Source organism: Ancylobacter sp., from assembly GCF_965229075.1.
Classification (GTDB): Bacteria; Pseudomonadota; Alphaproteobacteria; order Rhizobiales; family Xanthobacteraceae; genus Ancylobacter.
On record NZ_CBDDIO010000002.1, the window covers coordinates 2,257,385 to 2,282,753 of the forward strand.

The 25,369-nt window shown below is 65.9% G+C and carries 30 protein-coding genes, 1 pseudogene and 1 riboswitch; of the genes and pseudogenes, 17 read left to right on the top strand and 14 right to left on the bottom strand.

Annotated features, from left to right (window positions below):
- Window positions 1–52: 52 nt before the first annotated feature.
- Window positions 53–490, bottom strand: a complete 438-nt coding sequence (locus ACO07Z_RS16570; RefSeq protein ID WP_421699698.1) for an NUDIX hydrolase — start codon at window positions 488–490, stop codon at window positions 53–55.
- A gap of 56 nt (window positions 491–546) precedes the next feature.
- Complete coding sequence (thiC, locus tag ACO07Z_RS16575) at window positions 547–2,367, bottom strand: phosphomethylpyrimidine synthase ThiC (protein ID WP_421699699.1); 1,821 nt, start codon at window positions 2,365–2,367, stop codon at window positions 547–549.
- A gap of 94 nt (window positions 2,368–2,461) precedes the next feature.
- A riboswitch (TPP riboswitch) is annotated at window positions 2,462–2,589 on the bottom strand.
- Between the two features lie 119 nt (window positions 2,590–2,708).
- On the opposite strand from thiC, the gene ACO07Z_RS16580 reads away from it, so the two are divergent.
- Window positions 2,709–3,944: a lytic murein transglycosylase gene (locus ACO07Z_RS16580; RefSeq protein ID WP_421699700.1), complete on the top strand. Its 1,236-nt coding sequence runs from the start codon at window positions 2,709–2,711 to the stop codon at window positions 3,942–3,944.
- A 124-nt stretch (window positions 3,945–4,068) separates the two neighbouring features.
- Here the strand turns inward: ACO07Z_RS16580 and ACO07Z_RS16585 are convergent, their stop codons facing one another.
- The 5 genes from ACO07Z_RS16585 to ACO07Z_RS16605 form a co-directional block, all read right to left on the bottom strand.
- On the bottom strand, window positions 4,069–4,956 hold the full coding sequence (locus tag ACO07Z_RS16585) for a cation diffusion facilitator family transporter (RefSeq protein WP_421699701.1): 888 nt from the start codon (window positions 4,954–4,956) through the stop codon (window positions 4,069–4,071).
- Between the two features lie 131 nt (window positions 4,957–5,087).
- Complete coding sequence (locus tag ACO07Z_RS16590; RefSeq protein WP_421699702.1) at window positions 5,088–5,996, bottom strand: sugar kinase; 909 nt, start codon at window positions 5,994–5,996, stop codon at window positions 5,088–5,090.
- 109 nt (window positions 5,997–6,105) lie between these two features.
- Window positions 6,106–6,867, bottom strand: coding sequence for an SDR family NAD(P)-dependent oxidoreductase (locus ACO07Z_RS16595; RefSeq protein ID WP_421699703.1), 762 nt, complete (start codon window positions 6,865–6,867; stop codon window positions 6,106–6,108).
- Window positions 6,868–6,977: 110 nt separating this feature from the next.
- Entirely contained in the window at window positions 6,978–7,556 is a 579-nt protein-coding gene (locus tag ACO07Z_RS16600) for a lysozyme inhibitor LprI family protein (protein ID WP_421699704.1), read from the bottom strand.
- A gap of 29 nt (window positions 7,557–7,585) precedes the next feature.
- On the bottom strand, window positions 7,586–8,794 hold the full coding sequence (locus tag ACO07Z_RS16605; protein WP_421699705.1) for a pyridoxal phosphate-dependent aminotransferase: 1,209 nt from the start codon (window positions 8,792–8,794) through the stop codon (window positions 7,586–7,588).
- A gap of 137 nt (window positions 8,795–8,931) precedes the next feature.
- Here ACO07Z_RS16605 and ACO07Z_RS16610 point away from each other — a divergent pair, with 137 nt between their 5' ends.
- From ACO07Z_RS16610 to ACO07Z_RS16625, 4 genes are all read left to right on the top strand, one after another.
- Window positions 8,932–10,113 carry a GNAT family N-acetyltransferase gene (locus tag ACO07Z_RS16610; protein ID WP_421699706.1) on the top strand — a complete coding sequence of 394 codons (1,182 nt, stop codon included), beginning with the start codon at window positions 8,932–8,934 and terminating at the stop codon, window positions 10,111–10,113.
- A 107-nt stretch (window positions 10,114–10,220) separates the two neighbouring features.
- Window positions 10,221–11,048, top strand: a complete 828-nt coding sequence (gene map, locus ACO07Z_RS16615; protein WP_244375058.1) for a type I methionyl aminopeptidase — start codon at window positions 10,221–10,223, stop codon at window positions 11,046–11,048.
- Between the two features lie 17 nt (window positions 11,049–11,065).
- Window positions 11,066–11,701 carry a JAB domain-containing protein gene (locus ACO07Z_RS16620; protein ID WP_421699707.1) on the top strand — a complete coding sequence of 212 codons (636 nt, stop codon included), beginning with the start codon at window positions 11,066–11,068 and terminating at the stop codon, window positions 11,699–11,701.
- Window positions 11,702–11,887: 186 nt separating this feature from the next.
- Entirely contained in the window at window positions 11,888–13,129 is a 1,242-nt protein-coding gene (locus ACO07Z_RS16625; RefSeq protein WP_421699708.1) for a tyrosine-type recombinase/integrase, read from the top strand.
- A 253-nt stretch (window positions 13,130–13,382) separates the two neighbouring features.
- Here the strand turns inward: ACO07Z_RS16625 and ACO07Z_RS16630 are convergent, their stop codons facing one another.
- From ACO07Z_RS16630 to ACO07Z_RS16640, 3 genes are all read right to left on the bottom strand, one after another.
- Window positions 13,383–13,568 (bottom strand): hypothetical protein, encoded by a 186-nt coding sequence (locus tag ACO07Z_RS16630; RefSeq protein WP_421699709.1) that lies wholly within the window; start codon window positions 13,566–13,568, stop codon window positions 13,383–13,385.
- Window positions 13,562–13,795 carry a hypothetical protein gene (locus tag ACO07Z_RS16635; RefSeq protein ID WP_421699710.1) on the bottom strand — a complete coding sequence of 78 codons (234 nt, stop codon included), beginning with the start codon at window positions 13,793–13,795 and terminating at the stop codon, window positions 13,562–13,564. The genes ACO07Z_RS16630 and ACO07Z_RS16635 overlap by 7 nt, the downstream gene beginning before the upstream one ends.
- A gap of 479 nt (window positions 13,796–14,274) precedes the next feature.
- Window positions 14,275–15,441, bottom strand: a complete 1,167-nt coding sequence (locus ACO07Z_RS16640; protein ID WP_421699711.1) for a PAS domain S-box protein — start codon at window positions 15,439–15,441, stop codon at window positions 14,275–14,277.
- Between ACO07Z_RS16640 and ACO07Z_RS16645 the strand changes: the two genes are divergently transcribed.
- Entirely contained in the window at window positions 15,430–16,026 is a 597-nt protein-coding gene (locus tag ACO07Z_RS16645) for a hypothetical protein (RefSeq protein WP_421699712.1), read from the top strand. The genes ACO07Z_RS16640 and ACO07Z_RS16645 overlap by 12 nt on opposite strands.
- Before the next feature lie 57 nt (window positions 16,027–16,083).
- Here the strand turns inward: ACO07Z_RS16645 and ACO07Z_RS16650 are convergent, their stop codons facing one another.
- The 3 genes from ACO07Z_RS16650 to ACO07Z_RS16660 all read right to left on the bottom strand — a co-directional run bounded on the left by ACO07Z_RS16650 (window position 16,084) and on the right by ACO07Z_RS16660 (window position 18,544).
- Window positions 16,084–16,476: a hypothetical protein gene (locus ACO07Z_RS16650; RefSeq protein WP_421699713.1), complete on the bottom strand. Its 393-nt coding sequence runs from the start codon at window positions 16,474–16,476 to the stop codon at window positions 16,084–16,086.
- A 74-nt stretch (window positions 16,477–16,550) separates the two neighbouring features.
- Window positions 16,551–18,176, bottom strand: a complete 1,626-nt coding sequence (gene groL, locus ACO07Z_RS16655; RefSeq protein WP_421699714.1) for a chaperonin GroEL — start codon at window positions 18,174–18,176, stop codon at window positions 16,551–16,553.
- A 50-nt stretch (window positions 18,177–18,226) separates the two neighbouring features.
- Window positions 18,227–18,544 carry a co-chaperone GroES gene (locus tag ACO07Z_RS16660; protein WP_421699715.1) on the bottom strand — a complete coding sequence of 106 codons (318 nt, stop codon included), beginning with the start codon at window positions 18,542–18,544 and terminating at the stop codon, window positions 18,227–18,229.
- Window positions 18,545–19,140: 596 nt separating this feature from the next.
- Between ACO07Z_RS16660 and ACO07Z_RS16665 the strand changes: the two genes are divergently transcribed.
- The 6 genes and pseudogenes from ACO07Z_RS16665 to ACO07Z_RS16690 all read left to right on the top strand — a co-directional run bounded on the left by ACO07Z_RS16665 (window position 19,141) and on the right by ACO07Z_RS16690 (window position 21,681).
- Window positions 19,141–19,443: a hypothetical protein gene (locus ACO07Z_RS16665; protein WP_421699716.1), complete on the top strand. Its 303-nt coding sequence runs from the start codon at window positions 19,141–19,143 to the stop codon at window positions 19,441–19,443.
- Between the two features lie 24 nt (window positions 19,444–19,467).
- Window positions 19,468–19,713: a hypothetical protein gene (locus ACO07Z_RS16670; RefSeq protein WP_421699717.1), complete on the top strand. Its 246-nt coding sequence runs from the start codon at window positions 19,468–19,470 to the stop codon at window positions 19,711–19,713.
- 58 nt (window positions 19,714–19,771) lie between these two features.
- Window positions 19,772–20,047, top strand: a complete 276-nt coding sequence (locus ACO07Z_RS16675) for a DUF1488 family protein (RefSeq protein ID WP_421699718.1) — start codon at window positions 19,772–19,774, stop codon at window positions 20,045–20,047.
- 27 nt (window positions 20,048–20,074) lie between these two features.
- On the top strand, window positions 20,075–20,887 hold the full coding sequence (locus ACO07Z_RS16680) for a transglutaminase-like domain-containing protein (RefSeq protein WP_421699719.1): 813 nt from the start codon (window positions 20,075–20,077) through the stop codon (window positions 20,885–20,887).
- Between the two features lie 50 nt (window positions 20,888–20,937).
- Window positions 20,938–21,529, top strand: a pseudogene (locus tag ACO07Z_RS16685) (Na+/H+ antiporter NhaA); the annotation flags it as partial.
- 11 nt (window positions 21,530–21,540) lie between these two features.
- Window positions 21,541–21,681: a Na+/H+ antiporter NhaA gene (locus ACO07Z_RS16690; protein WP_421699720.1), complete on the top strand. Its 141-nt coding sequence runs from the start codon at window positions 21,541–21,543 to the stop codon at window positions 21,679–21,681.
- Between the two features lie 43 nt (window positions 21,682–21,724).
- On the opposite strand, the gene ACO07Z_RS16695 is transcribed toward ACO07Z_RS16690, so the two are convergent.
- The gene (locus ACO07Z_RS16695) at window positions 21,725–22,588 is read right to left on the bottom strand and encodes a transglutaminase family protein (RefSeq protein WP_421699721.1); all 864 of its coding nucleotides are present in this window, start codon (window positions 22,586–22,588) and stop codon (window positions 21,725–21,727) included.
- Window positions 22,589–22,944: 356 nt separating this feature from the next.
- On the opposite strand from ACO07Z_RS16695, the gene ACO07Z_RS16700 reads away from it, so the two are divergent.
- The 5 genes from ACO07Z_RS16700 (at window position 22,945) to ACO07Z_RS16720 (ending at window position 25,366) form a co-directional block, all read left to right on the top strand.
- Entirely contained in the window at window positions 22,945–23,976 is a 1,032-nt protein-coding gene (locus ACO07Z_RS16700; RefSeq protein WP_421699722.1) for a fatty acid desaturase, read from the top strand.
- A gap of 214 nt (window positions 23,977–24,190) precedes the next feature.
- The gene (locus tag ACO07Z_RS16705) at window positions 24,191–24,403 is read left to right on the top strand and encodes a cold-shock protein (RefSeq protein WP_421699723.1); all 213 of its coding nucleotides are present in this window, start codon (window positions 24,191–24,193) and stop codon (window positions 24,401–24,403) included.
- A gap of 200 nt (window positions 24,404–24,603) precedes the next feature.
- Window positions 24,604–24,732 carry a hypothetical protein gene (locus ACO07Z_RS16710; protein WP_421699724.1) on the top strand — a complete coding sequence of 43 codons (129 nt, stop codon included), beginning with the start codon at window positions 24,604–24,606 and terminating at the stop codon, window positions 24,730–24,732.
- Between the two features lie 9 nt (window positions 24,733–24,741).
- Window positions 24,742–24,999 (top strand): hypothetical protein, encoded by a 258-nt coding sequence (locus ACO07Z_RS16715; protein ID WP_421699725.1) that lies wholly within the window; start codon window positions 24,742–24,744, stop codon window positions 24,997–24,999.
- Window positions 25,000–25,030: 31 nt separating this feature from the next.
- Entirely contained in the window at window positions 25,031–25,366 is a 336-nt protein-coding gene (locus ACO07Z_RS16720) for a hypothetical protein (protein WP_421699726.1), read from the top strand.
- The last annotated feature ends 3 nt before the right edge of the window (window positions 25,367–25,369 follow it).

Sequence of the window (25,369 nt, forward strand, 5' to 3'; positions counted from 1 at the left end):
CACGACCTTGGATCAGGGGCCCCTCGCGGGCCCCTTTTTCGTTGCCGGGTTCTTAGTCGGCGCTCGCCGCAGCGAGGGCGAGGTCGGCGAGATATTCCACCTTCAGGCTGGCGGCGGGGCCGAGACGGGCGAGTTCGGCCCGGTCGAACCAGCGCGCTTCCAGCGCGTCGTCCGCGGCGACGGCCTCGCCCGCCTGCCAGCGGCACAGCACGGCGATCATTGCGAAATGATGGGCGAGGGCGCCGGACGCCTCATGCTCGATGAAGTCGAGCACGGCGACGAGGCGAGGGGCTTCGGCGATGAGGCCGGTTTCCTCCTGAAGCTCGCGCAGCGCCGCGTCGAGATAGGTCTCGCCCGGCTCCACCCGTCCACCGGGAAAACCCCACAGCCCCTGGTCGGGCGGGTTGGCGCGGCGCACCAGCAAAACCTCACCCGCGCGCTCGACGAGGGCGAGAACGGCGACGGTGGGGCGGACAGGGGACGGCGTCATGCAGAGAGGGCTCCCGGTTGAGAACGCGGCCGGGAAAGTCCCGGCCGCGCCAGAAATTACTCTGCCGCTGTGACATCGCGATAGAGCTGGCCGCCCCCGTCGCGGAAGCGGGCGGCCATGTCCTCCATGCCCTGCGCAGCCTCTTCGGCCTGCCGGGCGGTGTCACGGATTTCGTGACTGATCTTCATCGAGCAGAATTTCGGCCCGCACATGGAGCAGAAATGCGCCAGCTTGTGCGCCTCCTTCGGCAGGGTCTCGTCATGGAAGGCGAGAGCGGTGTCGGGATCGAGGGCGAGGTTGAACTGGTCCTGCCAGCGGAACTCGAAGCGTGCCCGCGACAGCGCATCGTCCCAGGCCCGCGCCAGCGGGTGCCCCTTGGCGAGGTCGGCGGCGTGGGCGGCGATCTTGTAGGTGATGACGCCGGTCTTCACGTCGTCGCGGTTGGGCAAGCCCAGATGCTCCTTCGGCGTGACGTAGCAGAGCATGGCGGTGCCGAACCAGCCGATCATCGCCGCGCCGATGGCCGAGGTGATGTGGTCATAGCCCGGCGCGATGTCGGTGGTCAGCGGCCCGAGCGTGTAGAAGGGCGCCTCGCCGCAGGTGGCGAGCTGCTTGTCCATATTGGCCTTGATCTTGTGCATGGGCACATGGCCGGGGCCCTCGATCATCACCTGGCAGTCCCGCGCCCAGGCGATCTGCGTCAGCTCGCCCAGCGTCTCCAGCTCGGCGAACTGCGCCGCGTCATTGGCATCGGCAATGGAGCCGGGCCGCAGCCCGTCGCCGAGCGAGAAGGTGACATCATAGGCGCGCATGATCTCGCAGATCTCGGCGAATCGCTCATAGAGAAAGCTCTCGCGGTGATGGGCGAGGCACCATTTCGCCATGATGGAGCCGCCCCGCGAGACGATGCCGGTGACGCGGTTGGCGGTGAGCGGCACATGAGCAAGGCGCACGCCGGCATGGATGGTGAAATAGTCCACGCCCTGCTCGGCCTGCTCGATCAGCGTATCGCGAAACACTTCCCAGGTGAGGTCTTCGGCGATGCCGCCGACCTTCTCCAGCGCCTGGTAGATCGGCACGGTGCCGATCGGCACGGGCGCGTTCCGCACGATCCAGTCGCGAATGTTGTGGATATTCCGCCCGGTGGAAAGGTCCATCACCGTGTCGGCGCCCCAGCGTATCGCCCACACCATCTTGTCCACCTCGTCGGCGACCGAGGAGGTGACGGCGGAATTGCCGATATTGGCGTTGATCTTGACCAGGAAATTGCGGCCGATGGCCATCGGCTCCAATTCGCCATGGTTGATATTGGCGGGAATGACGGCACGCCCGCGCGCCACCTCGTCGCGCACGAATTCCGGTGTCACGACATCGGGGATGGCGGCGCCGAAATCCTCGCCGTCGCGGATGATGTCGCGCATCCGGTCGCGCAGGCCGTTCTCGCGCAAGGCGACATATTCCATCTCCGCCGTGACGATGCCGGCGCGGGCATAGGCCATCTGCGTCACCGCGCCGGACCGGGCGCGCAGCGGGCGGTGGGAGAGCGGGAAGGGGGTGACGAGTCGGTCGGCGGGGACATGGCCGTTATCCTCCGGCTTCACCGCGCGCCCGTCATAGGCCTCCACATCGCCGCGCGCCTGCACCCAGGCCGCGCGCGGGCAGGGGAGGCCGGCGGCGATGTCGATGCGGGCGTCCGGGTCGGTATAGGGGCCGGAGGCATCATAGACCGCGAGATTGGGCTCGCCGGCCGAGGGGTGCAGCAGGATTTCGCGGAACGGCACGCGGAACCCGCGCGCGGGGCATTCGGCATAGATGCGACGCGAGCCGGGAATCGACCCGGTGGCGACGCTGAGGTTGTCGGGATGTTTGGTCGACATGCTGGATCTCCTGAACCATGGGTTGGGGAGATCCGGGCGTATGACGTTGGGGAAGGATGGCGGCGCGGGACTCATTGCGAGCCTGCGCGTGGCGACGCCATTCGGTTCCGATCCCTTCGCCGGCATGACCCGGATCAGGTTCGAAGGGTCATCGCGTTGCGGTACCTTGCGGCACAGCCGGCGCTCTCTCAGCCCCCTAGCGGGGCTCCCCTTGGAACGGGCCGATCTTGGGTGAAACGGGAGCCGGGGTCAATCGGCCTGAACCGTCACCCTGCCGCTGCCGTATTCCTGTAGAATGGCTGACGGCGAGACGATTGCAGAACGACAGGTCGGGGAGTGCCATGCGCCGCTGGAAGAATTCGATCGGCCGGATGGCCGCACTGGTGGCGCTGGCCGCGCCGTTTGCCTTCGCTGTTCTGGCCTCCGCGCAGGAGAATTGCGGGCGCAGCGGCGCCGGTTTCGATAGCTGGCTTGCCGGCTTCAAGCAGCAGGCGGTGGCAGAAGGCGTGTCGCCGCGTACGGTGGCGGCGGCGCTCAACGGCATGACCTATGCCCCGGACATTGTCGGCACCGATCGCGGGCAGAAGGTGTTCGGCCAGAGCTTCTTCCAGTTTTCCGACCGCATGGTGGCGAATTATCGCATCCAGCAGGGCCGGCAGAAGATTCAGGCCAATCCCGATCTGTTCAGCCGCATCGAACAGCGATTCGGCGTGCCGGGCGCGGTGCTGGTGGCGTTCTGGGGGCTGGAAACCGATTTCGGCGCGGTCATGGGCGACAAGCCGACCATCCGCTCCGTCGCCACGCTGGCCTGGGACTGCCGGCGCTCGGACATGTTCCGCACCCAGTTGATGGCGGCGCTGAAGATCATCGATCGCGGCGACCTCACCGTGCAGACCATGCGCGGGCCCTGGGCGGGAGAACTCGGGCAGTTCCAGTTCCTGCCCGACCATTATCTCAATTACGGCGTCGATTTCGACGGCGACGGGCGGGTCGATCTCATCCGTTCGGCGCCGGACGCGCTCGCCTCGGCGGCCAATTACATCAAGGCGCTGGGCTGGAAGGCCGGCCAGCCCTGGCTGGAAGAGGTGCGCGTGCCGCCGAACCTGCCCTGGGACCAGGCGGACCTGTCAATCAAGATTCCCCGCGCTCAATGGGCGCGCATGGGCGTGGTGCGGGCCGGGGGCGGCCAGCTTCCCGCCGACCAGCTTCCCGCCTCGCTGCTGCTGCCGATGGGGCGCAACGGCCCGGCTTTCCTCGTCTATCCCAATTTCGATGTGTTCACCGAGTGGAACAACTCGCTGACCTACGCCACATCCGCCGCCTATCTCGCCTCGCGCGTCGCTGGCGCCGGGCCGTTCAACCGGGGGCAGGGCGACAAGATCCCGGTGCTCTCCATGGCCGAGGTGAAGGACCTGCAGACGCTGCTGAACGCGCGCGGCCACCATGTCGGGCGGGTCGACGGCATTGTCGGCGCGGCGACGCGGCAGGCGATCAAGGTCGAGCAGATGCGGCTCGGCCTGCCGGCGGATTCCTACCCGACGCCGGAACTGGTGGCGGCGCTGCGCGCGGGCAAGTGAGGGGACCTGGGAGGGGCGTTCGTCATCCCGGACGGCCGACAGGCCGATCCGGGATCGCATGCCGTCAGTGGACGACCCTCCTGGCTCTCGCGTCGCTTCGCCGGGATGACGGGGTGTCGCAACGTCACAGCACCGGCACGCCCTGCTGCTTGGCCTTCACTTCCGGCTCGACATGGATGTTGACCAGGATGTCGGTAACCTCCGCTTCGAGCGCGTCCTCGATGCGGTCGCAAATGGCGTGGGCCTGGCTCACCGGCATGTCGCCGGGCACGACGAGGTGGAAGTCGACGAAGGTCATGCGGCCGGCCTGGCGGGTGCGCAGGTCGTGCGCCTCGATGGCGCCGGTAGCCTCGGCGGCGATGCGCTTGCGGATGCGCTCCAGCGTCTCCGCCGGCACCGCCTGATCCATCAGCCCGCCGACGCTCTCCTTCAGCACCGACCAGCCCGACCAGAGGATGTTGATCGCGACGAGGCCGGCGAGGACGAGATCGAGCTTCTCCCACCCGGACAGCACCGCCAGCACCACGCCGACCAGCACGCCGGCCGAGGACAGCACATCGGTTAACAGATGCCGCCCGTCCGCCGCCAGCGCGGGGGAGCGCGCGCGCCTTCCTTCGCGGATCAGCACCGCGCACCAGATGCCGTTGATGACCGTCGCGGCGGCGTTGATCGCCAGACCCTGCGGCGAGGCGTCGAAGCTGTGCGGTTCCAGCCAGCCGAGATAGACCTCGCGCAGGATCGAGATCGCCGCCACCACGATCAGCACGCCGACGATGACGGCGGAGAAATACTCGGCCTTGGCATAGCCATAGGGATGGGCAGCATCGGCCGGCTTGGCGCTGACCCGCAGCGCCAGCACCGCCGTGATGGCGGTCGCCACATTGACGATGCTCTCCAGCGCGTCCGAATACAGCGCCACACTGCCGGTGAGCAGGAAGGCGAGGTATTTCAGCCCCAGCACCAGCAGGCTGATGCCGACATTGATCAAGGCGATCCGCGAGGAGAAAGTCATCGGCGCAAACCCGTTCCGGCGCCGCGCGCCCGCTGCCGCAGCGCTTAGTCCGTCAGCGGGCGGAAATCAAGCAAGCGCAAGGGTTTGCAAGTCGTTCGCAGAAGCAGGTGCAGCGCCGCGATGTGCGGTGCTCAGGCGTTGGCGTGGCGCGGCAGCAGCGCCCCGCGATGGCGAATGACGCGGCCCGCGAGCTGGTGCCCGGCCTCTGCCGCCGCCGCCGGGGCTTCGCCGGCAAGGCGCGCGGCAAGATAGGCGGCATTGAAGCTGTCGCCCGCGGCGGTGGTGTCCACCGGCACCACGGGCTGGGGAATGGCGACCAGCTGCGCCTGGCCGCCGCTCACGACAAGCGCCCCCTCGGCGCCGTTCTTCACCACAATTTCCTGCACGCCGAAGGTGGCGAGCCGCTCGGCGGTGGCGGTGGGGGACCCGTCGCCCCACAGCGTCGCCTCATCCTCGAAGGTCGGCAGGGCGATGGAGGAGCGCTTGAGCGCCTCGGCATAGACGGCGCGGGCGCGGGCCACGTCGCCGCGCCAGTTGCGCGGGCGGAAATTGCCGTCGAACACGATTCGCGTGCCGCGCTCGCGGGCGAATTCGATCGTCGCGAGCAGGCGCCCGAGCCCGGCATTGGAGTAGAGCGAGAGGGTTATGCCGGAGAGATAGATGAGCTTCGCCTCGATCAGCGCCTCGCACATCACCTCCCAGCCGGGCAGTTCGAACAGCTCGCGGGCGGGGGCGCTGTCGCGCCAATAGGTGAAGTTGCGCTCGCCCGCCGCGTCGATGTCGATGAGATAGAGCCCGGCGGTGCGGCCGGGCACGCGCGCCATCAGGCTGATGTCGAGCCCCTCGGCCTGGGCGGAGGCGCGGATGGCGTCGGAATAGGGGTCGTCGCCCAGCGCGGTGGCATAAGCGGTGTCGACGCCGGCGCGGGCGAGATAGACGGCGGTGTTGAAGGTGTCGCCGCCAACGCCCTGGCTGAAACGGCCATCGGCGCCGCGGGCCAGTTCGACCATCACTTCGCCGATGGAGATTACCTGGGCCATGCGTCCCTCCCTGTCGCGTCGATTCGCGCGGGAGCCTCGCCCTATTCGCCGGGGGAGGCAAGGCCGGTGCGCCTCCCCGCCCCGCGCGGGCGGGACGGGGAGGGTGGTCTCAGAGCTGGACGCCGCGGGTCAGCGCGCCGTCGACCACGAGATTGGTGCCGTAGATGAAGCTCGCCGCCGGGCTGGCCAGGAAGACGGCGGCATTGGCAATTTCCTGCGGCGTCGCCATGCGGCCGGTGGGGTTCAGCGCCAGTGCCTCGGCGAACAAAGCGGGGTTGCCGTCCTTGATCTGGTTCCAGATGCCGCCATCGAAATAGGTGTTGCCCGGCGAGACGGTGTTGGCGCGGATCTTCTTCGGCGCCAGCTGGAAGGCGAGGCCCTGCGTGTAGTGAATGAGCGCCGCCTTGAACACGCCATAGGGACCGCAGGCGAAATCGATCTCGCGGCCCGACACCGAAGAGATGGTGACGATGGAGGCGGCGGCACTCTTTTCCAGATAGGGCAGGGCGGCGTTGACGAGGCGCACCGTGCCCATCAGGTCGGTCTCGAAGCCCTTCTTCCAGTGCTCCTCATCATGGCCGACCGCCAGCGCGCTGACATTGGCGACGACGATGTCGAGCCCGCCAAACGCTTCCGCCGCCTTGTCCACCAGGCTGGCGAGGGCGGCGCCGTCGGACACATCCGCCGCCGCGCCCAGCGTCTTCACGCCGCTTTCCGCCAGCCGCGCGGCGGTGGCTTCCGCCTCCGCGCCGTTGCGGCTGCACAGGGCGACATCGCAGCCCTCGGCGGCCAGGGTCTCGGCGATGGCGAGGCCGATACCCTTGGTGCCGCCGGTGACGACAGCGCGCAGTCCCTTGAGTCCGAGATCCATGGTCGGGGGTCCTTCATGAGCGGGGGGAAGAGGGCGGCATGATCCCAACACCGCCGCCCCCGCACAAGACGCTTCGTCGGCTTATCCCGATGCCGTGTTCAGCTGGGCGCTCACGGCGCGATCAGGATGACGCGCGGCGCGCCGGTGGGTGGTGGCACGGGCGCGGCGGCGGCCTCGGCGGACGGCGCTGAGGGAGCGGGCGGGGCCGCCGGGGCCGGTGGCCAGCCGCCGGGCGGGGCGTAGCGGGTTTCGAGGTCGCGGGCGCGCTGCCCGTTGAGGCCGATCAGGCAGATCAGCCGCTGTTCCATGACGCCCGACCCGCCGAGCCGCCCGCCAATGCTCTGCTTCGGGCCCTCACCCTCGAACGGGGCGATGCTCTGGCACTCGAAATTGCGCCAGTGGACGAACCGGCCCTGCGATTCCTCGAACAGTGAACTCCAGCGGCGGCGCTGCGCCGGCTGCAGATCGGCCCGCGCCTCGATGGCGGCGAGCACGCCGGTGACGCTGCGTTCCAGCGCGCTTTCGCCCGCCGCTTGCAGCGCGGCGAGGCAATCGAGATAGGCGCGCGGCTCGGCGTGTTCGCGCCGGCAAGCCGCCGGGTCTGTCGCGGCCGCGACGGCGATGCCGCCGAGCCCGAGCAGAAACGGCGCGGCAAGAAGGCGAAGGCCGAGGCGGCGACGGTTTGTCATCGGTTTCGGCCTCCGTTCGGCCGCCGCACTCAGGCGGCGGGCGTCTTGCGCAGGAAGGCGTCCATGCGCTCCAGCGCGCGGGAGATGTTCTCGGCCGAGTTGGCGTAGGACAGGCGGATATAGCCCTCGCCGAACACGCCGAAATCCGGCCCGCCTATGGTGGCGACTCCCGCCTCGTCCAGCAAGGCGGTGGCGAGCTTCTTGGCCGAGGTCCAGCCGGTGCCCGTGATGTTGGGGAAGGCGTAGAAGGCGCCCTTCGGCACGGCGCAGCGCACGCCCGGCAGGGCGTTGAGCCCGTCCACCACCAGGTGCCGGCGGCGGTCGAACTCCGCCACCATTTCCGCCACGCAGTCCTGCGGCCCGGTGAGCGCGGCGAGCGCCCCGAACTGCGCCGGGGCGTTGACGCAGGACCAGGCATTGACCGCGAGCTTGCGCGCGGCGTCGAACAGCCCTTCCGGCCACAGCGCCCAGCCGAGCCGCCAGCCGGTCATCGCGTAGGTCTTCGACCAGCCATTGAGCAGGATCAGCCGGTCACGGATCTCGGGATAGGCGAGCAGGGTGGTGTGTGCCTCGCCATCGAACAGGAACTGGTCGTAGATCTCGTCGGAGAGGATGGCGACCTGCGGATGCGCGGCCAGCCCGGCAATGAAGGCGTCGATCTCGGCCTTGGGGGTGACGCCGCCGGTCGGATTGGCCGGCGAGTTGAGGATGACGAGGCGGGTGCGCTCGGTGATGAGCGAGAGCGCCTCGGCGGCGGAGAAGCCGAAGCCATTCTCCTCGCGCACCGGCACCGGCACGGGGGTGGCGCCGGTGAACTCGATCATCGAGCGGTAGATGGGAAAGCCGGGGTCGGGATAGAGGATTTCCGCGCCGGGTTCGCCGAGCATGAGGATGGCGGAGAACATCGTCACCTTGCCGCCGGGCACGATCATCACCCGGCCGGGGTCGATGCCGAGGCCGAAGCGGCGCTCGATGTCGCCCGCCACCGCCTCGCGCAGCGGCTGGATGCCGACGGAAGGGGTGTAGCCGTGCTGGCCGTCGCGCAGCGCCTTTATCGCGGCGTCCACAATGTGGCCCGGCGTTGAGAAATCGGGCTGGCCGATGCCGAGATTGATGATGTCGCGCCCCTGCGCCGACAGGGCGGCCGCGCGCGCCAGCACGGCGAAGGCGTTCTCCTCGCCGATCCGGTCGAAGGCGGCGACGGGGTGGAGCGGCAGGCGGGCGGCTGGCGTCATCATGTCCTCGTTCGGGTTCCGTTGGCGTTTCGGTTGACGCGGCGCATCAAAGCTCTTGCAGTCTTTCGCAGTCGTGTCACACGGGAACGGGGCCGGGTTCAAGTGCGACGCCGGCCATGCGGGAGTGGGGTGAGACGCCGATGACTGGGCCGCAGAGTGAGCTTTCCGCGCCGCCGGCGCTGCCGATCGGGCCCTTGGTCGATACCGCGCCGGCGCAGCGGCCTACGCGCAAGTTACTTGCCGGCCGCTTCGTCGAGCTCGTGCCGTTCGATCTCGACGCCCATGGGCCGGCGCTGTACGCCGCCAGCCACGGGCCGGAGAGCGAGGCCATCTTCGCCTATCTCCCCAACGGCCCCTATGCGGATTATGCCGCCTTCGCCGCCTATTACGGCCCGGCGGCGGAGCGCGACGATCCGCTGCTGTTCGCGATCATCGACAAGGCGACCGGCGTCGCGGTGGGCCATGCGACCTATCTGCGGATCGACCCGCCGAACCGGACCATCGAGGTTGGCCATATCCTCTACACGCCGGCGCTGATGCGCACGCCGGGCGGCACCGAGGCCATGTATCTGATGGCCCGCCACGTGTTCGAGACGCTGGGCTATCGCCGCTATGAGTGGAAGTGCAACGCGCTCAACGCCCCCTCGCGCCGGGCGGCGGAACGCTATGGCTTCCGCTTCGAGGGGCTGTTTCGCCACCACATGATCATCAAGGGCCGCAACCGCGACACGGCGTGGTTCTCGATTCTGTCCGAGGAATGGCCGCAGATCGCGGTGGCGATGGAGGCATGGCTCGCGCCGGGGAATTTCGACGCGGCCGGCCGGCAATGGGTGTCGCTGTCCGCGCTCAATGCCCGCACGCTTGAGGTGGAAGGCCGCACGCTGCGCCGCGCCGACCTTGCCGATCTTCCCGCGGTCGAGACGCTGCAGCGCGCCGCCTATGCCCGCAACCGCATCCTGCTCGGCGTCGAGCCGGTGCCGCTGCTGTGGGACTATGCCCGCGTGTTCCGCGAGCGGGAGGTGTGGGTGCTGGAGGGCGCCGACGGCATCGCCGCCGTCGCCATCCTACAGCCACGCGGCGACGATCTGCTCGCCGACAGCCTCGCCGCCTGCCCGCGGGCGCAGGGCTTCGGCCATGGCAATCTGCTGCTGGCGGCGGCCGAGGCGCGGGCCCGCGCCCTCGGACGGGACACGGTGCGGCTCTATACCGGCGAGCCGCTGGAGGCCAACATCAACTGGTACCGCCGCAAGGGCTACGCCATCGAGCGGGTGGAACAACTGCCCGACCGGCGGCTGGTGCATATGGCCAAAACGCTGGGGTGAGGGCGAGGCGCGGGGCGTTCTGCGCGTGCTTTCCTTGCGCCAGCGCGCGGATGGCTTACATTCGAGGCGCACCTTCGCCCTGACCCCGTGCAGTTGGACGTTCGACGATGAGCTATGTGGAGGCGGCCGGCGCGCCGCTGCGCAAGACCGGCCATATCAAGCTGCATGGCCCCGAGGGCTTTGCCGGCATGCGCAAGGCCGGGCAGCTGACGGCGCAGGCGCTCGACCTCGTGCATGAGCTGGTGGCGCCGGGCGTGACCACCGACGCCATCGACCGGCTGGTGTTCGAGTTCGCGATGGACCATGGCGCGCTACCGGCGACGCTGATGTATCGCGGCTACCGCAAATCCACCTGCACCTCGATCAACCATGTCGTCTGCCACGGCATTCCCAACGACAAGCCGCTGCGTGAGGGCGACATCGTCAATGTCGACGTGACGCTGATCGTCGATGGCTGGTATGGCGATTCGAGCCGCATGTACCCGGTGGGCGAAATTCCCCGCCGCGCCGAGCGGCTGCTGGACGTGACCTATGAATCGCTGATGCGGGGCATCGCCGAGGTGAAGCCCGGCAAGCATGTCGGCGATATCGGCGCGGCGATCCAGGATTTCGTCGAGCCGCTGCATATGAGCGTGGTGCGCGATTTCTGCGGCCATGGCGTCGGCCAGGTGTTCCACGACGAGCCGAACATCGTGCATGTCGGCCGGCGCGGCGACGGGCCGGAGCTGATGCCCGGCATGATCTTCACCATCGAACCGATGATCAATCTCGGCCGCCCGCATGTGAAGGTGCTGTCCGACGGCTGGACGGCGGTGACGCGCGACCGTTCGCTCTCCGCCCAGTTCGAGCACACGGTGGGCGTGACGGAGACGGGCTGCGAGATCTTCACCCTCTCGCCCAAAGGCTATCACAAGCCGATCTTCAGCAACGACTAAGCGGGGCCGGGGCCGGCATGGCGCGCAACGGAGCAGGGCGCAGCGGCGGCCGCGAGGCCGCGCCGGGGTCCGCCGGGCGCGAGCCGGCCGCGCCTTCCGGCTTCGACGAGGCGGAGCCGCATTTTCTCGGCCACCGCGAGCGGCTGCGCGAGCGCTTCCGCAGCGGGGGCGGGGAGGCGCTGCCGGATTACGAACTGCTGGAACTCGTGCTGTTCCGCGCCGTGCCGCGCGCCGATGTGAAGCCGCTCGCCAAGGCGCTGATCGACCGCTTCGGCTCCTTCGCCGAGGCGATCAGCGCCCCGCCCGGACGGCTGCGCGAGGTGAAGGGGGTGGGCGAAGCCATCATCACCGAGCTGAAGCTGATCGGCGCGGCGGTGGAGCGGGTAACGCGCGGACAGGTGCGCGCCCGTCCGGTGCTGTCCTCTTGGAGCGCGGTGATCGCCCATTGCCGGGCCAGCATGGCCTTTGTCGAGCAGGAGCAGTTCCGCATCCTGTTCCTCGACAAGCGCAACCAACTCATCCTCGACGAGGTGCAGCAGCGCGGCACGGTGGACCACACGCCGGTCTATCCGCGCGAGGTGGTGAAGCGAGCGCTGGAAGTGGCGGCGAGCGCGATCATCCTCGTCCATAACCACCCGACAGTCGCGCTGTAGGGTGCTGCGTCGAACCGTGGTGTATCATAGCGTAAGTGCTGTGCGGGCTAGATTTTAGCGCTTGGCGTGTTCCCGGAGGCTGTGGGATAGTGGGAGCGGCAAAAGGGATAGAGGACCGCTTTCCGATCCCAGTCGGCGATCCCGCTTCTCCTCGACCGATCCCAGTGCCCACGTGGGAGATGCGCCATGCCGAGCCTGACCGATGCCGCCATCCGCCACGCCGTGAAGCGGGTGGAGACTAGCGGTAAGCAGGAGAACCTGCCGGACGGGGAGGGGCGGGGGACAGGTCGCTTGGTGCTGGTCCTGAAGCCCATGCCGAAGAGGGTGACTGCCGATTGGATGGCGCAACAGTGGCGGGACGGTAAGCGGACGAAGAAGAAGCTTGGTGCCTACCCGTCGATGTCATTGGCGCAGGCGAGGGAGGTGTTCAAGCGCGACTACGCCGACTTGATCCAGAAGGGTCGGAGCATCAAGATCGCGACCGATACCCGGCCGGGTACGGTTGCGGATCTGTTCGAGGGCTATGTTGTATCGCTAAAGGCGGCGAACAAGCCGTCGTGGAAAGAGACGGAGAAGGGTCTCAACAAGATTGCCGGGACATTAGGGCGGAACCGCCTGGCACGGGACATCGAGCCGGAGGAGATCGTCGAGTTGATCCGACCGATCTATGAGCGTGGCGCCCGGTCCATGGCCGACCATGTCCGGGGCTACATCCATGCCGCCTATGGCTGGGGCATGAAGTCAGACAATGATTACCGTCACGCTTCACCAAGACGCTTCCGGATTCCGTTCAATCCAGCCTCGGGCATCCCGACCGAGCCGAAAGTGCAGGGGACCCGGTGGCTGAGTGAGGATGAGTTCGTCCGGCTCTATCGGTGGCTGGAATGCCCGGACACCCCGATCCACCCATCTTATGCCCGGGCGGTTCAACTGATCATGCTGACCGGGCAGCGGGTGGAGGAGATCGCTCGTCTTCATGTTGATCAGTGGGACGCCAAGGAGCGGATCATCGACTGGTCGACGACGAAGAACCTTCAGCCGCACGCGGTCCCTGTTCCCTCGCTCGCAGCCGAACTCATCGAGTCAATCACACCGAACGCATTCGGCTGGTTCTTCCCTTCAGCCAAGGATCCGACCCGTCCGGTCAGCCACGGCACCCTCTATGCCTTCGTCTGGCGTCAGCGCGATCGCGGCGTCATCCCGCATGCGACCAACCGTGATCTGCGCCGGACCTTCAAGACGCTTGCCGGCAAAGCGGGCGTCACCAAGGAAATCCGCGACCGGCTTCAGAACCATGCGCTACAGGATGTCAGTTCCCGCCACTATGACCGCTGGAACTACATGGTTGAGAAGCGCGCCGGTATGGACAAGTGGGACAAGTTCGTCCGCACCATGCTCGCGAAAAAGCGCGGTAAAGTCGCCGCTTGAGTGGCGACGGCCGGGTTTGCTCTCTACCCGCCCGTCGACTGCCCTCTTCAACGACGTCCGCTTTGCGCCGCCATTTCGGCCATAGAGGTTGGATGAGCGATTTCCTGAAAGCGGACGTTGCGCTTACCGCCCCGGAGGTCGTGGTTGCGCCAGGAACGGACTTTGGTTCACTGCTGAGGACCGGACATTGCCGCGGCAACGATTGTCGGCGGCTGCAACCTCGGTCGCGCTCAGAGCAGCCGCCCCTGCGGGTTCACGCAACTTCGGTGCAGACGAACCTGCTGAAGGAGCCAAGCGGGTGAGCAACGGCGAAGGCCGCCTCGATGAGCGCCGCGGGCGCCGCCGGCGCATCCACCATGGCCATCCCCCGCCCGGCCGCCCGAGAGAAGGGGAGCCGCCCCTCGGCCATGGCCTCGCCCGCCGCCTGAGACATCACCACCACGCAATCCGGTTGCCATTCTCGTCCGCGTCCAGCCGGGGCGGCGACGGGCTGGCCGAGGTGCCGAAGCCGCGCAGTGTGGGGGTGAAATACCCCCACGTCCTGCTCTCGATCATCAGCACGAAAAAGTTGGGCAGCTCCAGCAATGTGGAAGGGGACAGCACCAGCTCCAGGCGCTGCTGCAAGGCTCCCAGAAGCGCGATCGCCCGGTGGCGCGACCGTGCCATGTCCATCTGTTGGGCAGCGCCCCCGCCCAGGCGGCAACGTCATTGGCGAGCTCGATGGGAGCGTCCTTGTCTTCGCCGGTTCGCCGGAAACGATAGGTCGCCATGGCTATTTGCTCGCGGTTATGCGCGCCTGCAAATGAGCTCCAAGGGCTGTGGCGAGCAGCCGGGGCTTTCTCACGTGTCGTGGCTCGTCCGAAGCAAGACCCGTCTCTCGTTCGGGAGACGGCCTGTAGATCCTGCCGTTGCGAGCGGCCGGTGCCAATTGACTGAAAGAGCGAAAGTGGAGGGGCCGAGAAAGCTCGGTTGCGAAACCAACGGCATTGTCCATCCGTGACCCTTACCACGGGTGCCGGCCTAATCGGCGCACGTCGGCGTGATGGCGACGATATCCGCCCTCAGGACCGGGCTGGTGACATTCTCGGCCTGGTCGGATATCTATGGACATTCGGGAACGGCGGTGCCTGAGAGGAGCGGCAGTGCTAGCCGGCGAACCGGTCCGTCGCGACCACCAGCCGGATGAAAAGACCCTCCGGCTTCCATTCGCGCTCAATCTCGCCCCCTAGCTGGCCGCGCACGGTGGAGCGCGCGAGGAGGCTGCCGAACCCGTCACCGTCGGGAGCGCGAGCGATCCGCGGGCCACCACGCTCTCTCCAGGTCAGGACGAAGGTAGCTCCTTGATCCTCACAGCGGATGTCCATCCCTCCGCCCGGCACCGATAGAGCGCCGTATTTGGCGGCGTTCGTCGCGAATTCGTGGAACAACAGGGCGAAACCGTTCCCTGCGCCGCTGGCTACATCGATATCCGGCCCTTCGATCGTGACACGGGATCCAAGCTTCCCGTCGCATTCGTCATATGGCGACAGGATGGAGCGCATGAGCCTGTGCAGTGTCGTCCCCTGCTGCAATCGTGTGCTGGCCGTCGAGGTGTGCGGCACCGTCAGGGCATGTGCCTGCGACAGGGCATTCAGCCGCGACATGACAGCGGAGGCGAGATCGTCCATGCTCGTCGCCGACCTCCGGCTGAGTGAGACGATGCTGCTCGCCAGCGAGAACAGGTTCTTCACCCGGTGATCCATCTCCCGGATGAGAAGATGCTGCTGCTCCTCGGCGCGCCGCCGCTCGCTGATGTCCCGTGCGATCGTCGAGGCGCCCATGATCCGTCCGGAATGGTCCGCTATCGGCGAGACCGACAGCGAGATGTCAACCAGGGTGCCGTCCTTCCGGCGCCTCGTCGTCTCATAGTGCTCGATACGCTCGCCGGCGCCGATGCGTGTCAGGATGTTCGGCTCTTCGTCGGGGCGATCGGGCAGCACGAGCATTGAAACCGATTTGCCGATGATCTCTTCAGCGGCGTAGCCGAACAGCCGCTGGGTTCCGCCATTCCAGCTGGTGATGATGCTATCGAGATCCTTGGTGAGGATCGCATCGGCCGACGTCTCGATGATAGCTGCCAGGCGCTGAGCGGCTTCGTAGGCGACGGCGCGATCCGACACGTCTTCCAGCAGGTTGACGATGCCCGTCATGGTCCCGCCGTCATCGAACAGCCCGGTCGGAACGCCAGGACGGTCGCGCGCGATATCATCGCCGGCCTCCCCTATGGCCGCGCCACCACGATTCCCGAGGCGTTCAGCTGCATGCACGGCCATGGCCCGGCTTCCGATGACGAGCTCTGGCAGTTGCTGCGCGAAGCGTCCGGCCATTCCGGTCCGTGGCCGAGAGTGAGCATCTGGCAGGGTTCGGCCGATCCTACGGTCGCCCCCTCCAACGCCGAGGACATCGCCGCGCAGTGGCGCAGCGTGCACAGGCTCGAGGCGGTTGCGACGCGAACCGATGGTCGGGGTACACATTGGCGGCGGGTCTGGTGTAACACAGCGGGCGAGGCGGTGATCGAGCTCAACACGGTCGCTGCGGTGGGCCATGGCACGCCGCTGGGCGACGAGTTGGGCAGGCCGGAGCCCTATATGCTGGACGTCGGCATTTCCTCCACGCAGGAAATCGCCCAATTCTGGGGCATCGTCGAAGGCCACGATAGTCTACCGCCAGACTTCGTTCCGGATATATCCGAAGCTTCCCGTGCCGCTTTCCCGCCACCGGGGCCACGCCATTCCGACACGGATGGCGCGCGGGCGGGCGATGCTCCCGCACGTCCAGCGATCCATGGCTCGGCTCGCGAGACTTCCGTAGGCAAGATCATCGAGGACGCACTGCGCAGTGCGGGCCTGATGCGCTGAGTCCGGGGACACCGCATCGGCCGAGGCATGAAGACACCTGCTTCGGCCCGGAACCGATCAGGTGGCGAGGGCCGTCACGCAGCCTTCCACACCGAGGCGGTCAGGCGAGGTCTGGCCGGGCATAATCGCCCAGCCGCCTTCCTCGACGAACTGGCGCTTCTTGTAATTGTCGGGGATCGCCTTGAACTCGGCGAGTTTCGCGGGCGCATCCGGCGCGGCGTTGAATCGCTCGACGCAGATGGCGGAAGCGAGTTCTCCGCGCGCCACATCGCCTGCGGTTGCAGCCTCCGCGCGTGACGTGCCGCCGGTCACCCAGCCGCCCCAGTTGAACCCTATGATCATCGTGGCCGCGGCGGTGGCGACGCAGGTCCATATGAGGATCATCTTGGACGGCCGATAGTCGTCAATTCGCTGGCTAAGCGATGTCCTGCTGCTGCCCTGCATGGTCATTGGAAGTCTCCTGCCGATTGGAGGTTGGATTCCGCCGTCCGGCCATGCCTGGCCGGACGATTCAGGCACTGTGCTCAGTAGTCCATGCCGCCATTGCCGACCGGTGCAGCGCCTTCCTTGGCGGGAATGTCGGCGATCATCGCCTCGGCGGTGATCAGGAGCGCCGCGATCGAGCCTGCGTCCTGCAAGGCGGTCCGCACCACCTTGGCGGGATCAACGATGCCGGCCTTGATCATGTCGACATAGGTCTCGCTCTGCGCATCGAAGCCCTGATTGTGATCCTTGCTGTCGGTGAGCTTGCCCACCACCAGCGAGCCTTCCACCCCCGCGTTCTCGGCGATCTGCCGGATCGGCGCCTCCAGTGCCCGCAGCACGATCAGGATGCCGGCGGTCACATCGGCATTGCTGCCCGCCAGCGAGCGCAGGGCGGATCGTGCGCGCAGCAGCGCGACGCCACCGCCGGGCACGATGCCTTCCTCGACGGCGGCGCGCGTGGCGTTCAGCGCATCATCGATGCGGTCCTTCTTTTCCTTGACCTCGGTCTCGGTAGCACCGCCGACGCGGATCACCGCGACGCCGCCGGCAAGCTTGGCCAGGCGCTCCTGCAGCTTCTCGCGGTCATAGTCCGAGGTGGTTTCCTCGATCTGCGTCTTGAGCTGGGCGATGCGCGCCTCGATGTGCTTCTTCTTGCCGGCGCCGTCGATGATCGTCGTCGTTTCCTTCTCGATCAGCACGCGCTTGGCCCGGCCCAGCATCTCGATGGTCACGTTCTCGAGCTTGATGCCGAGGTCGTCGGAAATCATCTGGCCGGCGGTGAGGACCGCAATATCCTCCAGCATGGCCTTGCGGCGGTCGCCGAAGCCCGGGGCTTTTACCGCCGCGACCTTCAGGCCGCCGCGCAGCTTGTTGACCACCAGCGTGGCCAGCGCTTCGCCCTCGACATCCTCGGAGATGATCAGCAGCGGCCTGCCGGTCTGCACCACGGCCTCGAGGATCGGCAGCAGCCCCTGCAGATTGCCGAGCTTCTTCTCGTGGATGAGGACATAGGGGTCCTCCAGCTCCGCGCGCATCTTCTCGGTGTTGGTGATGAAGTAGGGAGAAAGATAGCCGCGGTCGAACTGCATGCCCTCGACGACATCGAGCTCGGTCTCGGCCGTGCGCGCCTCCTCGACGGTGATGACGCCCTCATTGCCGACCTTGTCCATCGCCCTGGCGATCATTTCGCCGATGGTGGTGTCGCCATTGGCAGCAATGGTGCCGACCTGGGCGATCTCGGCCGAGGATTCGACCTTCCGGGCGCGGGCCCGGATTTCCTTGATGACCTCGGCCACCCCAAGATCGATGCCGCGCTTGAGGTCCATCGGGTTCATCCCGGCGGCGACCAGCTTGGCGCCTTCGCGCAGGATGGAGGCGGCGAGCACGGTGGCGGTGGTGGTGCCGTCGCCGGCGAGGTCGTTGGTCTTCGAGGCCACTTCGCGCACCATCTGCGCGCCCATGTTCTCGAACTTGTCGGCGAGCTCGATCTCCTTGGCGACCGTCACGCCGTCCTTGGTGATGCGAGGGGCGCCATATGCCTTCTCTATGATGACGTTGCGCCCCTTCGGGCCCAGCGTCACCTTGACGGCATTGTTGAGCAGCTCGACGCCGCGCAACATGCGGTCGCGGGCGTCGGTGGCAAAGCGGATTTCCTTGGCGGACATAGGATCAGGTCCAGTTCGGTCTTGAGAGGCGGGACTCGGAGATCGGCCGGTCAGGCGGCTTGCCTGCCGGTCGCCGCGGTCGTCTCGACGATGCCCAGTAGGTCGACCTCCCTCAGGATCAGGAGTTCCTCGCCGTCGATCTTCACCTCGGTGCCGGACCATTTGCCGAACAGGACGAGGTCGCCAGCCTTAACGTCGAGCGGAACCAGCTTGCCGCTTTCGTCGCGCAGGCCAGGGCCGGCGGCAACGACTTCGCCCTGCGCCGGCTTTTCCTTCGCGGTGTCGGGAATGATGATCCCGCCCTTGGATATGAGATCGCCTTCCGAGCGCCGGATGACGACGCGGTCGTGGAGTGGCCGGAATTTCATCGGATTCTTTCTGCGGTCAGCGTACAGGGCGACCGCAGCGTTAACATAGCGCCTCTGGCACTCGGATGATAGGAGTGCCAGAGTTATAATTTTGCCGGCACGAAAATATTGAAAGAGCGGCTCGAAATATCGGTTTCAAAAACCGAGGGGCCGATGAGAAAAAACGGCATCTCCCGATGTGCTCGCCCCCGCTTTTATTTTTCCGATTCAGCCGATGAGCGGACAAAATATTTACATTATAGCGATGCGGCCTTGTCTGGAACGAAATTGAGGCGTACCCCATAAATCTGTTGATTTGGCCCATTTGGCTTTCGCTGTCTCAGCGACGGCGACGCGCCATCACCACCAAGTTCTCAAAACGGATGCGTGGCGCCGATCCGACGTGTACGGCGCCTATTCGGATCTGGAACGCTTCTGCCGAACACGGATGTATTGGCGGCACGGGTCTCGGTTCGGAGAGGAGCGGTCTTCCCACATCGGCTCGAGCGGGCGTGCGCCATTGTCTGATTGGCTGCCGATCACCGCCCGACAGCCCACGCAGCAAGTCGCCGATCATTTCGGCGAACCGCCCTATCTCAGAAGGACCACAAACCATCATGACCATTCGAAGCATTCCACAACACAGCGCCCCTGCCATCGACAGCGAGCCGACGACGCATCTCTTCGCAATCGGGCAGACCGTCCGGCTCAGGGGCGGATACACCGTCTTCACCTCGCGGTTCGGCGATATCTACCGTGTTACCAGCAAGCTGCCGCCGAGCGGGAACTCGCTGCAGTACCGCATCCGCAACGAGCGCGAGCAGCACGAGCGGGTGGCGACGGAGGACAGCCTGGAAATCGTCCGCGCGGATGAGCCGCGCGAGAACACGGCGCTCGTCGACAGGACGTTTCGTCGCTGACCGCCGGCCTCTCCGGAACCGGATATGATGAAGTTCGTGATCGAGTTCTATCGCACCCGCGAACGGGACGACGCTCATGCGGTCGTCGGCCGCGAAACCGTGGACGCAGTCGATCTCGATAATGCGATCGGGATGGCGCGGTCGCTGGCTCAGTCGCTCGACATGCCGCAGCGACCTGATGCCTTGGCGATCGTCGACGAGAACGGCCGCAAGCTTCATTACTGCGCCTTCGACGCTGCGCTGGGGCAAGAGAAAAGGCCGTCGCCATGAACCAATTCGGGGAACCGCTCGTGCGGAGCGACGCATCTGCAACCATGGCAGGGCCACTATGACACTGGCTTTCCCCAACCCAAGCCGCAGCCTCGACAAGGCGCGGAACGCCGTCCGGTTCTCCGGCTATGACGGCATGTTCGAGGTTGCGTTCCTGGTCGATGTCGGCGCGCTGGTAAATCCAGCAACCCAATTGTTCGTGTCGGAGGCATCGGAAACGGCCTGCCTTTCCGCTTTCGACGCTCGGCGAAGCTCAATCTATGCAGCCGCGTCCAAGGCCTATTCGAACGGACACCGCGCCCCTTACATTCTCACTGCCGCCGATATCCGTTAGACGGATCGAGGCTCCCAGGAATCCTTCATGCTGATCCGCTACGGCTATGAGATAACGCTGACCTGCCAGCAGCCGACCGCGCTCGTCTGCCTGCTGTCCGTCCATGAGGACCGCGCCGACGATATCCGTGCGGCGGAGACATTTTTCACCACGCCCGATGTCCCGACATCGACCTACCGCGATCTGTTCGGCAACCGATGCCGGCGGCTCGTCGCGCCGGCCGGCGACCTGATGATCTGGGGCGATGCCACGATCGAAGATGACGGCAGGCCGGACCCAGTGCTGCCGGCCGCCCGGGAGATGCCGGTGCCGGAACTGCCGGACGATACCCTCGTCTATCTGCTGGGCAGCCGCTATTGCGAGACCGACCGCCTTAGCCAGACGGCATGGGACATGTTCGGTACGCTGCCACCCGGATGGGGCCGTGTGCAGGCGATCTGCGACTTCGTGCACAACCACATCCGCTTCGATTACATGCAGGCCCGCTCCACGCGGTCGGCTTTCGAGACCTTCCACGAGCGGGTCGGCGTGTGCCGCGACTTCGCCCATCTCGCCGTCGCCTTCTGTCGCTGTCTCAACATTCCGGCGCGCTATGTGAACGGGCATCTGGGAGATATCGGCGTGCCGGTCGTCGACCCGATGGATTTCAGCGCTTGGATCGAGGTATTTCTCGACGGCGCTTGGCACACTTTCGACCCCCGCAATAACGTGCCGCGCATCGGCCGGATCGTGGTCGCCCGCGGTCGCGATGCCGCCGACATACCGCTGATCAATTCCTTCGGCCCTCATATTCTGAAGTCCTTCCGGGTGTGGACCTACGAGGTGCCGGGGCCGGCATAGATGTAAAGGGACCTGGCCCGGAAGCTGTCAGAAGCTAGGGGGCTTGTCGAATGAAAGAGAGCCTTGCACGGCTTCCCAGAGAACCGGCAGACCGGCTCACGCGGCCTTTCACGCGCTTCCTGCGCTTCGAGGCGATGGCGGGCGTGGCTCTGCTGCTGAGCACGCTCCTCGCACTACTTCTCGCCAATACGGTATTGTCGGCCTCGTTCCTCACCTTGTGGGATATGCTGGCGGGAGTCCGGCTCGGCGAGGTCGAACTCTCCCGTTCGCTGAAACACTGGATTAACGACGGGCTGATGACGCTCTTTTTCTTCGTCATTGCGCTCGAGCTGAAACGCGAACTGGTCCTGGGGGAACTACGCAACCCGCGCGTCGCTGCCCTGCCTGTGGCGGCTGCCTGCGGCGGGATGCTGGTGCCCGCCGGGGTGTTTCTGCTCGTGGTTGGCAGCGGTCCGGGCGCAAGCGGCTGGGGCACCGTCATGTCCACCGACACGGCCTTCGTCATCGGATGCCTGGCGATTCTCGGCGCGCGTATTCCAGAAAGCTGACGGCTATTTCCTGGTCGTGGCGATTGGCTATGGCGCCCCGCTGAACTGGGCTGCACTTGGCGCCGCCGGGATCGGTCCTGCCGTAGTGGCTGGATCGGGCTCACCATGGCGCTTCTCATCGCCGAACTGGCCTTCGAGCCCACGCTTCTGGACTCGGTCAAGCTCGGCATTCTCGGCGCCTCCATCATCTCGGCAGCAGCGGGATTCCTGGCGTTGAGCTGGCTGACGTCTTGCAGAACGCCATAGCGCCCTACGCGCGGCCGCTGACCAGCGTGGTGCTCCATTGCGTTTACGCCTGGACGGAAACCTCCACCGACATCGCGTCGAACGCATCGTTCATCCCGAAGAATTCACCGGTCACGGGCATCACCTGTCGAATATCGCGGCCAACGGCAACCGGAATGAGGTTGGCGCCGCCCACACTGCGGTTCGTCGGATCGAAAGTGATCCAGCCCGCTCCGGGAACATAGACCTCCGCCCAGGCGTGAGTTGATCCCGAGCCCATCGTTCCCGCAAGCTCCCGGAAGGGATTATGCAGATAGCCGGAGACGATCCGCGCGCCGAAGCCCAGGGTCCGCACGGCCTCGACGAAGAGCACGGCCATGTCGCGGCACGATCCCCAGCCGCGCTCCAGCGTGTGGACCGGTGACTGCGTGCCCTCGTCGTCGCGGCTCTGATAGGAAATCCATGCCGCCACGCCGGCATTAATGTCCTTCAGCAGCGCAAGCGTGTCTGTAGGCACGCTGCGGACGAAAGCCCGGCTCCATGTTCGCAGCCGTTCTGTGAGATCGGAATATTGAGGCGTTGTCAGGGCACCAAGGTCCGTCCATTCGTCCGCGCTGTATTGGAAGGGATAGAAGATCGCCGATGCGGCGACGTCGAATACCGGCCATGCGACCGCATCGAGCTCGATCTCGGCCCTGCTTTCGATGACGAGATTGTCTGTCATCTCGTGGAAGGTCGCCGTTGCCACGATATTGCCGGCGACGTCATGGGCCCACGTCACCACCGCACTGGGGGTGATCGTCAGGTCGATCGAACGCAGACGAAGCTCCCGGCTCTCGCGGGGGCGCAGCATCATCTGATGCGGCCGCAAGCTCACGGGCCTGTTGTAGCGATAGGTCGTGCTGTGATGAATCTTCAGGACGCTCACTGCATCTCCATTGAGTCAGCGGGACCTCTGCAGAACCGCTTGATGACATGTGCGCCGAGGCCGCTTCCCAGCCTCGAATAGAGGGCAGATCGGGCCAGTATCCACCGCATGTGGCGCCCTGACGCTCGATTGCCAGGGATGGCTACACCGGAGCGGGGCGAATAATGCGCCTGGTCGGCAAAACTACCGAAATCACCACAGGCAGGTGACTGTTTTGTCGCCGAATAAGTTTACACAGCGAATATTGGGCGCCTAATTCGAACAATTTTCGATGTCATAATAATGTTTCATCCACTCTTAGACCTCGCGAACATCAATGGCCCATGCCGAGAGACGCGAGTGGACGCGGAGACACGATGCCGACGGCTGACCAATGCGGCGCAGCGAAATCTAATGCGAAGAGCTGGATGGCCCGGCTGAGCGGCTATCGGCAATCCGATCCACGACGCAGCGTCTGGGAGCTGCTCATCACGGCCATTCCCTTCGCGCTCGCCTGGAGCGCCATGCTGACGGCGTTGAAGCTGGAGCAGTTCTGGCTCTACGCGCTACTCATCGTTCCCGCGGCCGGGCTTCTCGTCCGCCTGTTCATGATCCAGCACGATTGCGGCCACGGCTCCTTCTTCCGTAACCGGAGCGGCAATGACTGGACCGGCCGGGTGATCGGCGTGCTGACCATGACGCCCTATGATTACTGGAAGCGCAGCCATGCCAGCCATCACGCCAGCTCCGGCAATCTCGACCGGCGCGGCATCGGCGACGTCGATACCCTGACGGTGGAGGAATATCGGGCGCGCTCGCGCTGGGGGCGGCTGCGCTACCGGCTCTACCGCAACCCGCTGGTGATGTTCGGCGTGGGCCCGATCTACGTCTTCCTGCTGCAGAGCCGCCTGCCGCTCGGGGTTGTCGGCGAGGGCTGGGAGCCGTGGATCAGCACCATGACGACCAATCTGGGCATCGCCGTCGCCGCCGGCCTGCTGATGTGGGCCTTCGGCATCGGGCCGTTCCTGTTGGTCCACCTGCCGATCGTCATCCTGGGGGCGGCCGCCGGCGTCTGGCTGTTCTACGTGCAGCATCAGTTCGAAGGCACGCACTGGGCCGCCAACGAGAACTGGAAATTCCACGAGGCGGCGCTGCATGGCAGCTCGCATTACGACCTGCCCGGCGTGCTGCGCTGGTTCACCGCGAATATCGGCATGCACCATGTACATCATCTGTGCAGCCGCATTCCCTATTACCGCTTGCCGGAAGTGCTGCGCGACCACCCGGACTTGCGCGACATCGGCCGCCTGACGCTGTGGGAGAGCTTCGGCTGCGTGCGGCTGACGCTGTGGGACCAGCGCCAGGGACGGCTCATTTCCTTCCGTGAAATGAACGAAATCTACGGATGAGCCGCCGTCAAAGGCTGAGCGTCGGCATTTAAAAATCCGTTTACCCTTGTAATATTCTCGTCGGCGCGCATATTGGTTTAGTCGATACACGGCGAGAAGAACGCTCTCCGCGCGGAAAATTCTTCCGCGCCACAGGTTCTATTTTCCTGAAAATGCGATTTCGACAGCTCGAATTCGTTCGGGCAAGCCAAAATACAATCATGAAAGGGTTTCCATGGCCACGGGAACCGTAAAATGGTTCAATGCCCAGAAGGGCTTTGGATTCATTGCGCCGGACGATGGCGGCAGCGACGCCTTCGTTCACATCAGTGCCGTTGAGCGTGCCGGCATGAGCGATCTGCGTGAAGGTCAGAAGGTGGGCTTCGAGCTTGTCGCTGATCAGCGCAGCGGAAAGATGTCCGCAGATAAGCTCCACTCACTTAGCTGATCGCCGACTGTCCGAAGCCTGACTTCGGACGTCGCCGGTAGCGCGTCGCCTTCCCGGCCAACCACGGAAGTACTGGCGGCCGGCTGAGCGATGCCGCAGCGACTGGAGGCGCTCCGCGCTCTTCGGCCCCGCGCCTTCCCAAGGTTGCGGGGCCTTCGTTCTATGAAGACACATGTCAAGGCGTTAGGGAGAAAGAGCTCATGGCTAAGGGTCAGGTACGCAGCAATCGAGAAGCCAAGAAGCCGAAGAAGATCAAGGAGCCCGTGGCAGCGCCCGCCCTCTCCAAGGGAACGCTGGCCTCTCTGGGGCTGCCGAAGAAGAAGGGCTGAGGCCGTGCCATGCACAGCCGGACACGAGAGACCACGGTCACCTTCAGGCATCCGTTCAAGCTCAGCGCGCTCGAAAGCGGGCAGCCTGCGGGGACCTACCGGTTGGTGATCGACGAGGAAGAGATCCCCGACCTCACTTTTCTGGCCTATCGGCGCTCAGCGACGATGCTGCACATACCCCCCATCGCCGCTTCCGGCTCTATCCAGGTCTTCACGATCAATTCCGAGGAACTGGCCAAGGCACTGGAAGCCGACCTGAAAGCGTGATCGCCGGTCAAATTCCAGGGAGACATCGGCCATGGACTATCTCGGCGGACTACGCGGCACGGGCCGTCTCCTTTGCGGGAACACCTCGGTTGCTTCGACGCGGTATGATTTCGACGGCTATCTCTCCAGCGGCGGACAGGTGACAAGCTGCGGCGAGATCCGCCTGCCCACCTCCGTGCTCCGGGAAGTATTTGGCCGCGCGGACCTGCGGCTGCGCACCGTCGACGGCCGACTTTTGCAGCTCCGTTTCTCCGAAAAGCGCCTTCCCTCGTGCTGCGACGGCGCCGCACATGTCGATGTCACCGGCGACCTCCCCGCCGCCGGCGAATGGTGCGCCGACCGGGACGCCGTCCACCTTACGCCCTAGCGC

Excerpts from the sequence above, each read along its gene's own strand:
- ACO07Z_RS16570 (WP_421699698.1), bottom strand. The coding sequence starts at position 490 with ATGACGCCGTCCCCTGTCCGCCCCACCGTCGCCGTTCTCGCCCTCGTC.
- thiC (WP_421699699.1), bottom strand. The coding sequence starts at position 2,367 with ATGTCGACCAAACATCCCGACAACCTCAGCGTCGCCACCGGGTCGATT.
- ACO07Z_RS16580 (WP_421699700.1), top strand. The coding sequence starts at position 2,709 with ATGCGCCGCTGGAAGAATTCGATCGGCCGGATGGCCGCACTGGTGGCG.
- ACO07Z_RS16585 (WP_421699701.1), bottom strand. The coding sequence starts at position 4,956 with ATGACTTTCTCCTCGCGGATCGCCTTGATCAATGTCGGCATCAGCCTG.
- ACO07Z_RS16590 (WP_421699702.1), bottom strand. The coding sequence starts at position 5,996 with ATGGCCCAGGTAATCTCCATCGGCGAAGTGATGGTCGAACTGGCCCGC.
- ACO07Z_RS16595 (WP_421699703.1), bottom strand. The coding sequence starts at position 6,867 with ATGGATCTCGGACTCAAGGGACTGCGCGCTGTCGTCACCGGCGGCACC.
- ACO07Z_RS16600 (WP_421699704.1), bottom strand. The coding sequence starts at position 7,556 with ATGACAAACCGTCGCCGCCTCGGCCTTCGCCTTCTTGCCGCGCCGTTT.
- ACO07Z_RS16605 (WP_421699705.1), bottom strand. The coding sequence starts at position 8,794 with ATGATGACGCCAGCCGCCCGCCTGCCGCTCCACCCCGTCGCCGCCTTC.
- ACO07Z_RS16610 (WP_421699706.1), top strand. The coding sequence starts at position 8,932 with ATGACTGGGCCGCAGAGTGAGCTTTCCGCGCCGCCGGCGCTGCCGATC.
- map (WP_244375058.1), top strand. The coding sequence starts at position 10,221 with ATGAGCTATGTGGAGGCGGCCGGCGCGCCGCTGCGCAAGACCGGCCAT.
- ACO07Z_RS16620 (WP_421699707.1), top strand. The coding sequence starts at position 11,066 with ATGGCGCGCAACGGAGCAGGGCGCAGCGGCGGCCGCGAGGCCGCGCCG.
- ACO07Z_RS16625 (WP_421699708.1), top strand. The coding sequence starts at position 11,888 with ATGCCGAGCCTGACCGATGCCGCCATCCGCCACGCCGTGAAGCGGGTG.
- ACO07Z_RS16635 (WP_421699710.1), bottom strand. The coding sequence starts at position 13,795 with ATGGCACGGTCGCGCCACCGGGCGATCGCGCTTCTGGGAGCCTTGCAG.
- ACO07Z_RS16645 (WP_421699712.1), top strand. The coding sequence starts at position 15,430 with ATGCACGGCCATGGCCCGGCTTCCGATGACGAGCTCTGGCAGTTGCTG.
- ACO07Z_RS16640 (WP_421699711.1), bottom strand. The coding sequence starts at position 15,441 with ATGGCCGTGCATGCAGCTGAACGCCTCGGGAATCGTGGTGGCGCGGCC.
- ACO07Z_RS16650 (WP_421699713.1), bottom strand. The coding sequence starts at position 16,476 with ATGACCATGCAGGGCAGCAGCAGGACATCGCTTAGCCAGCGAATTGAC.
- groL (WP_421699714.1), bottom strand. The coding sequence starts at position 18,176 with ATGTCCGCCAAGGAAATCCGCTTTGCCACCGACGCCCGCGACCGCATG.
- ACO07Z_RS16660 (WP_421699715.1), bottom strand. The coding sequence starts at position 18,544 with ATGAAATTCCGGCCACTCCACGACCGCGTCGTCATCCGGCGCTCGGAA.
- ACO07Z_RS16665 (WP_421699716.1), top strand. The coding sequence starts at position 19,141 with ATGACCATTCGAAGCATTCCACAACACAGCGCCCCTGCCATCGACAGC.
- ACO07Z_RS16670 (WP_421699717.1), top strand. The coding sequence starts at position 19,468 with ATGATGAAGTTCGTGATCGAGTTCTATCGCACCCGCGAACGGGACGAC.
- ACO07Z_RS16675 (WP_421699718.1), top strand. The coding sequence starts at position 19,772 with ATGACACTGGCTTTCCCCAACCCAAGCCGCAGCCTCGACAAGGCGCGG.
- ACO07Z_RS16680 (WP_421699719.1), top strand. The coding sequence starts at position 20,075 with ATGCTGATCCGCTACGGCTATGAGATAACGCTGACCTGCCAGCAGCCG.
- ACO07Z_RS16690 (WP_421699720.1), top strand. The coding sequence starts at position 21,541 with ATGGCGCTTCTCATCGCCGAACTGGCCTTCGAGCCCACGCTTCTGGAC.
- ACO07Z_RS16700 (WP_421699722.1), top strand. The coding sequence starts at position 22,945 with ATGCCGACGGCTGACCAATGCGGCGCAGCGAAATCTAATGCGAAGAGC.
- ACO07Z_RS16705 (WP_421699723.1), top strand. The coding sequence starts at position 24,191 with ATGGCCACGGGAACCGTAAAATGGTTCAATGCCCAGAAGGGCTTTGGA.
- ACO07Z_RS16710 (WP_421699724.1), top strand. The coding sequence starts at position 24,604 with ATGGCTAAGGGTCAGGTACGCAGCAATCGAGAAGCCAAGAAGCCGAAG.
- ACO07Z_RS16715 (WP_421699725.1), top strand. The coding sequence starts at position 24,742 with ATGCACAGCCGGACACGAGAGACCACGGTCACCTTCAGGCATCCGTTC.
- ACO07Z_RS16720 (WP_421699726.1), top strand. The coding sequence starts at position 25,031 with ATGGACTATCTCGGCGGACTACGCGGCACGGGCCGTCTCCTTTGCGGG.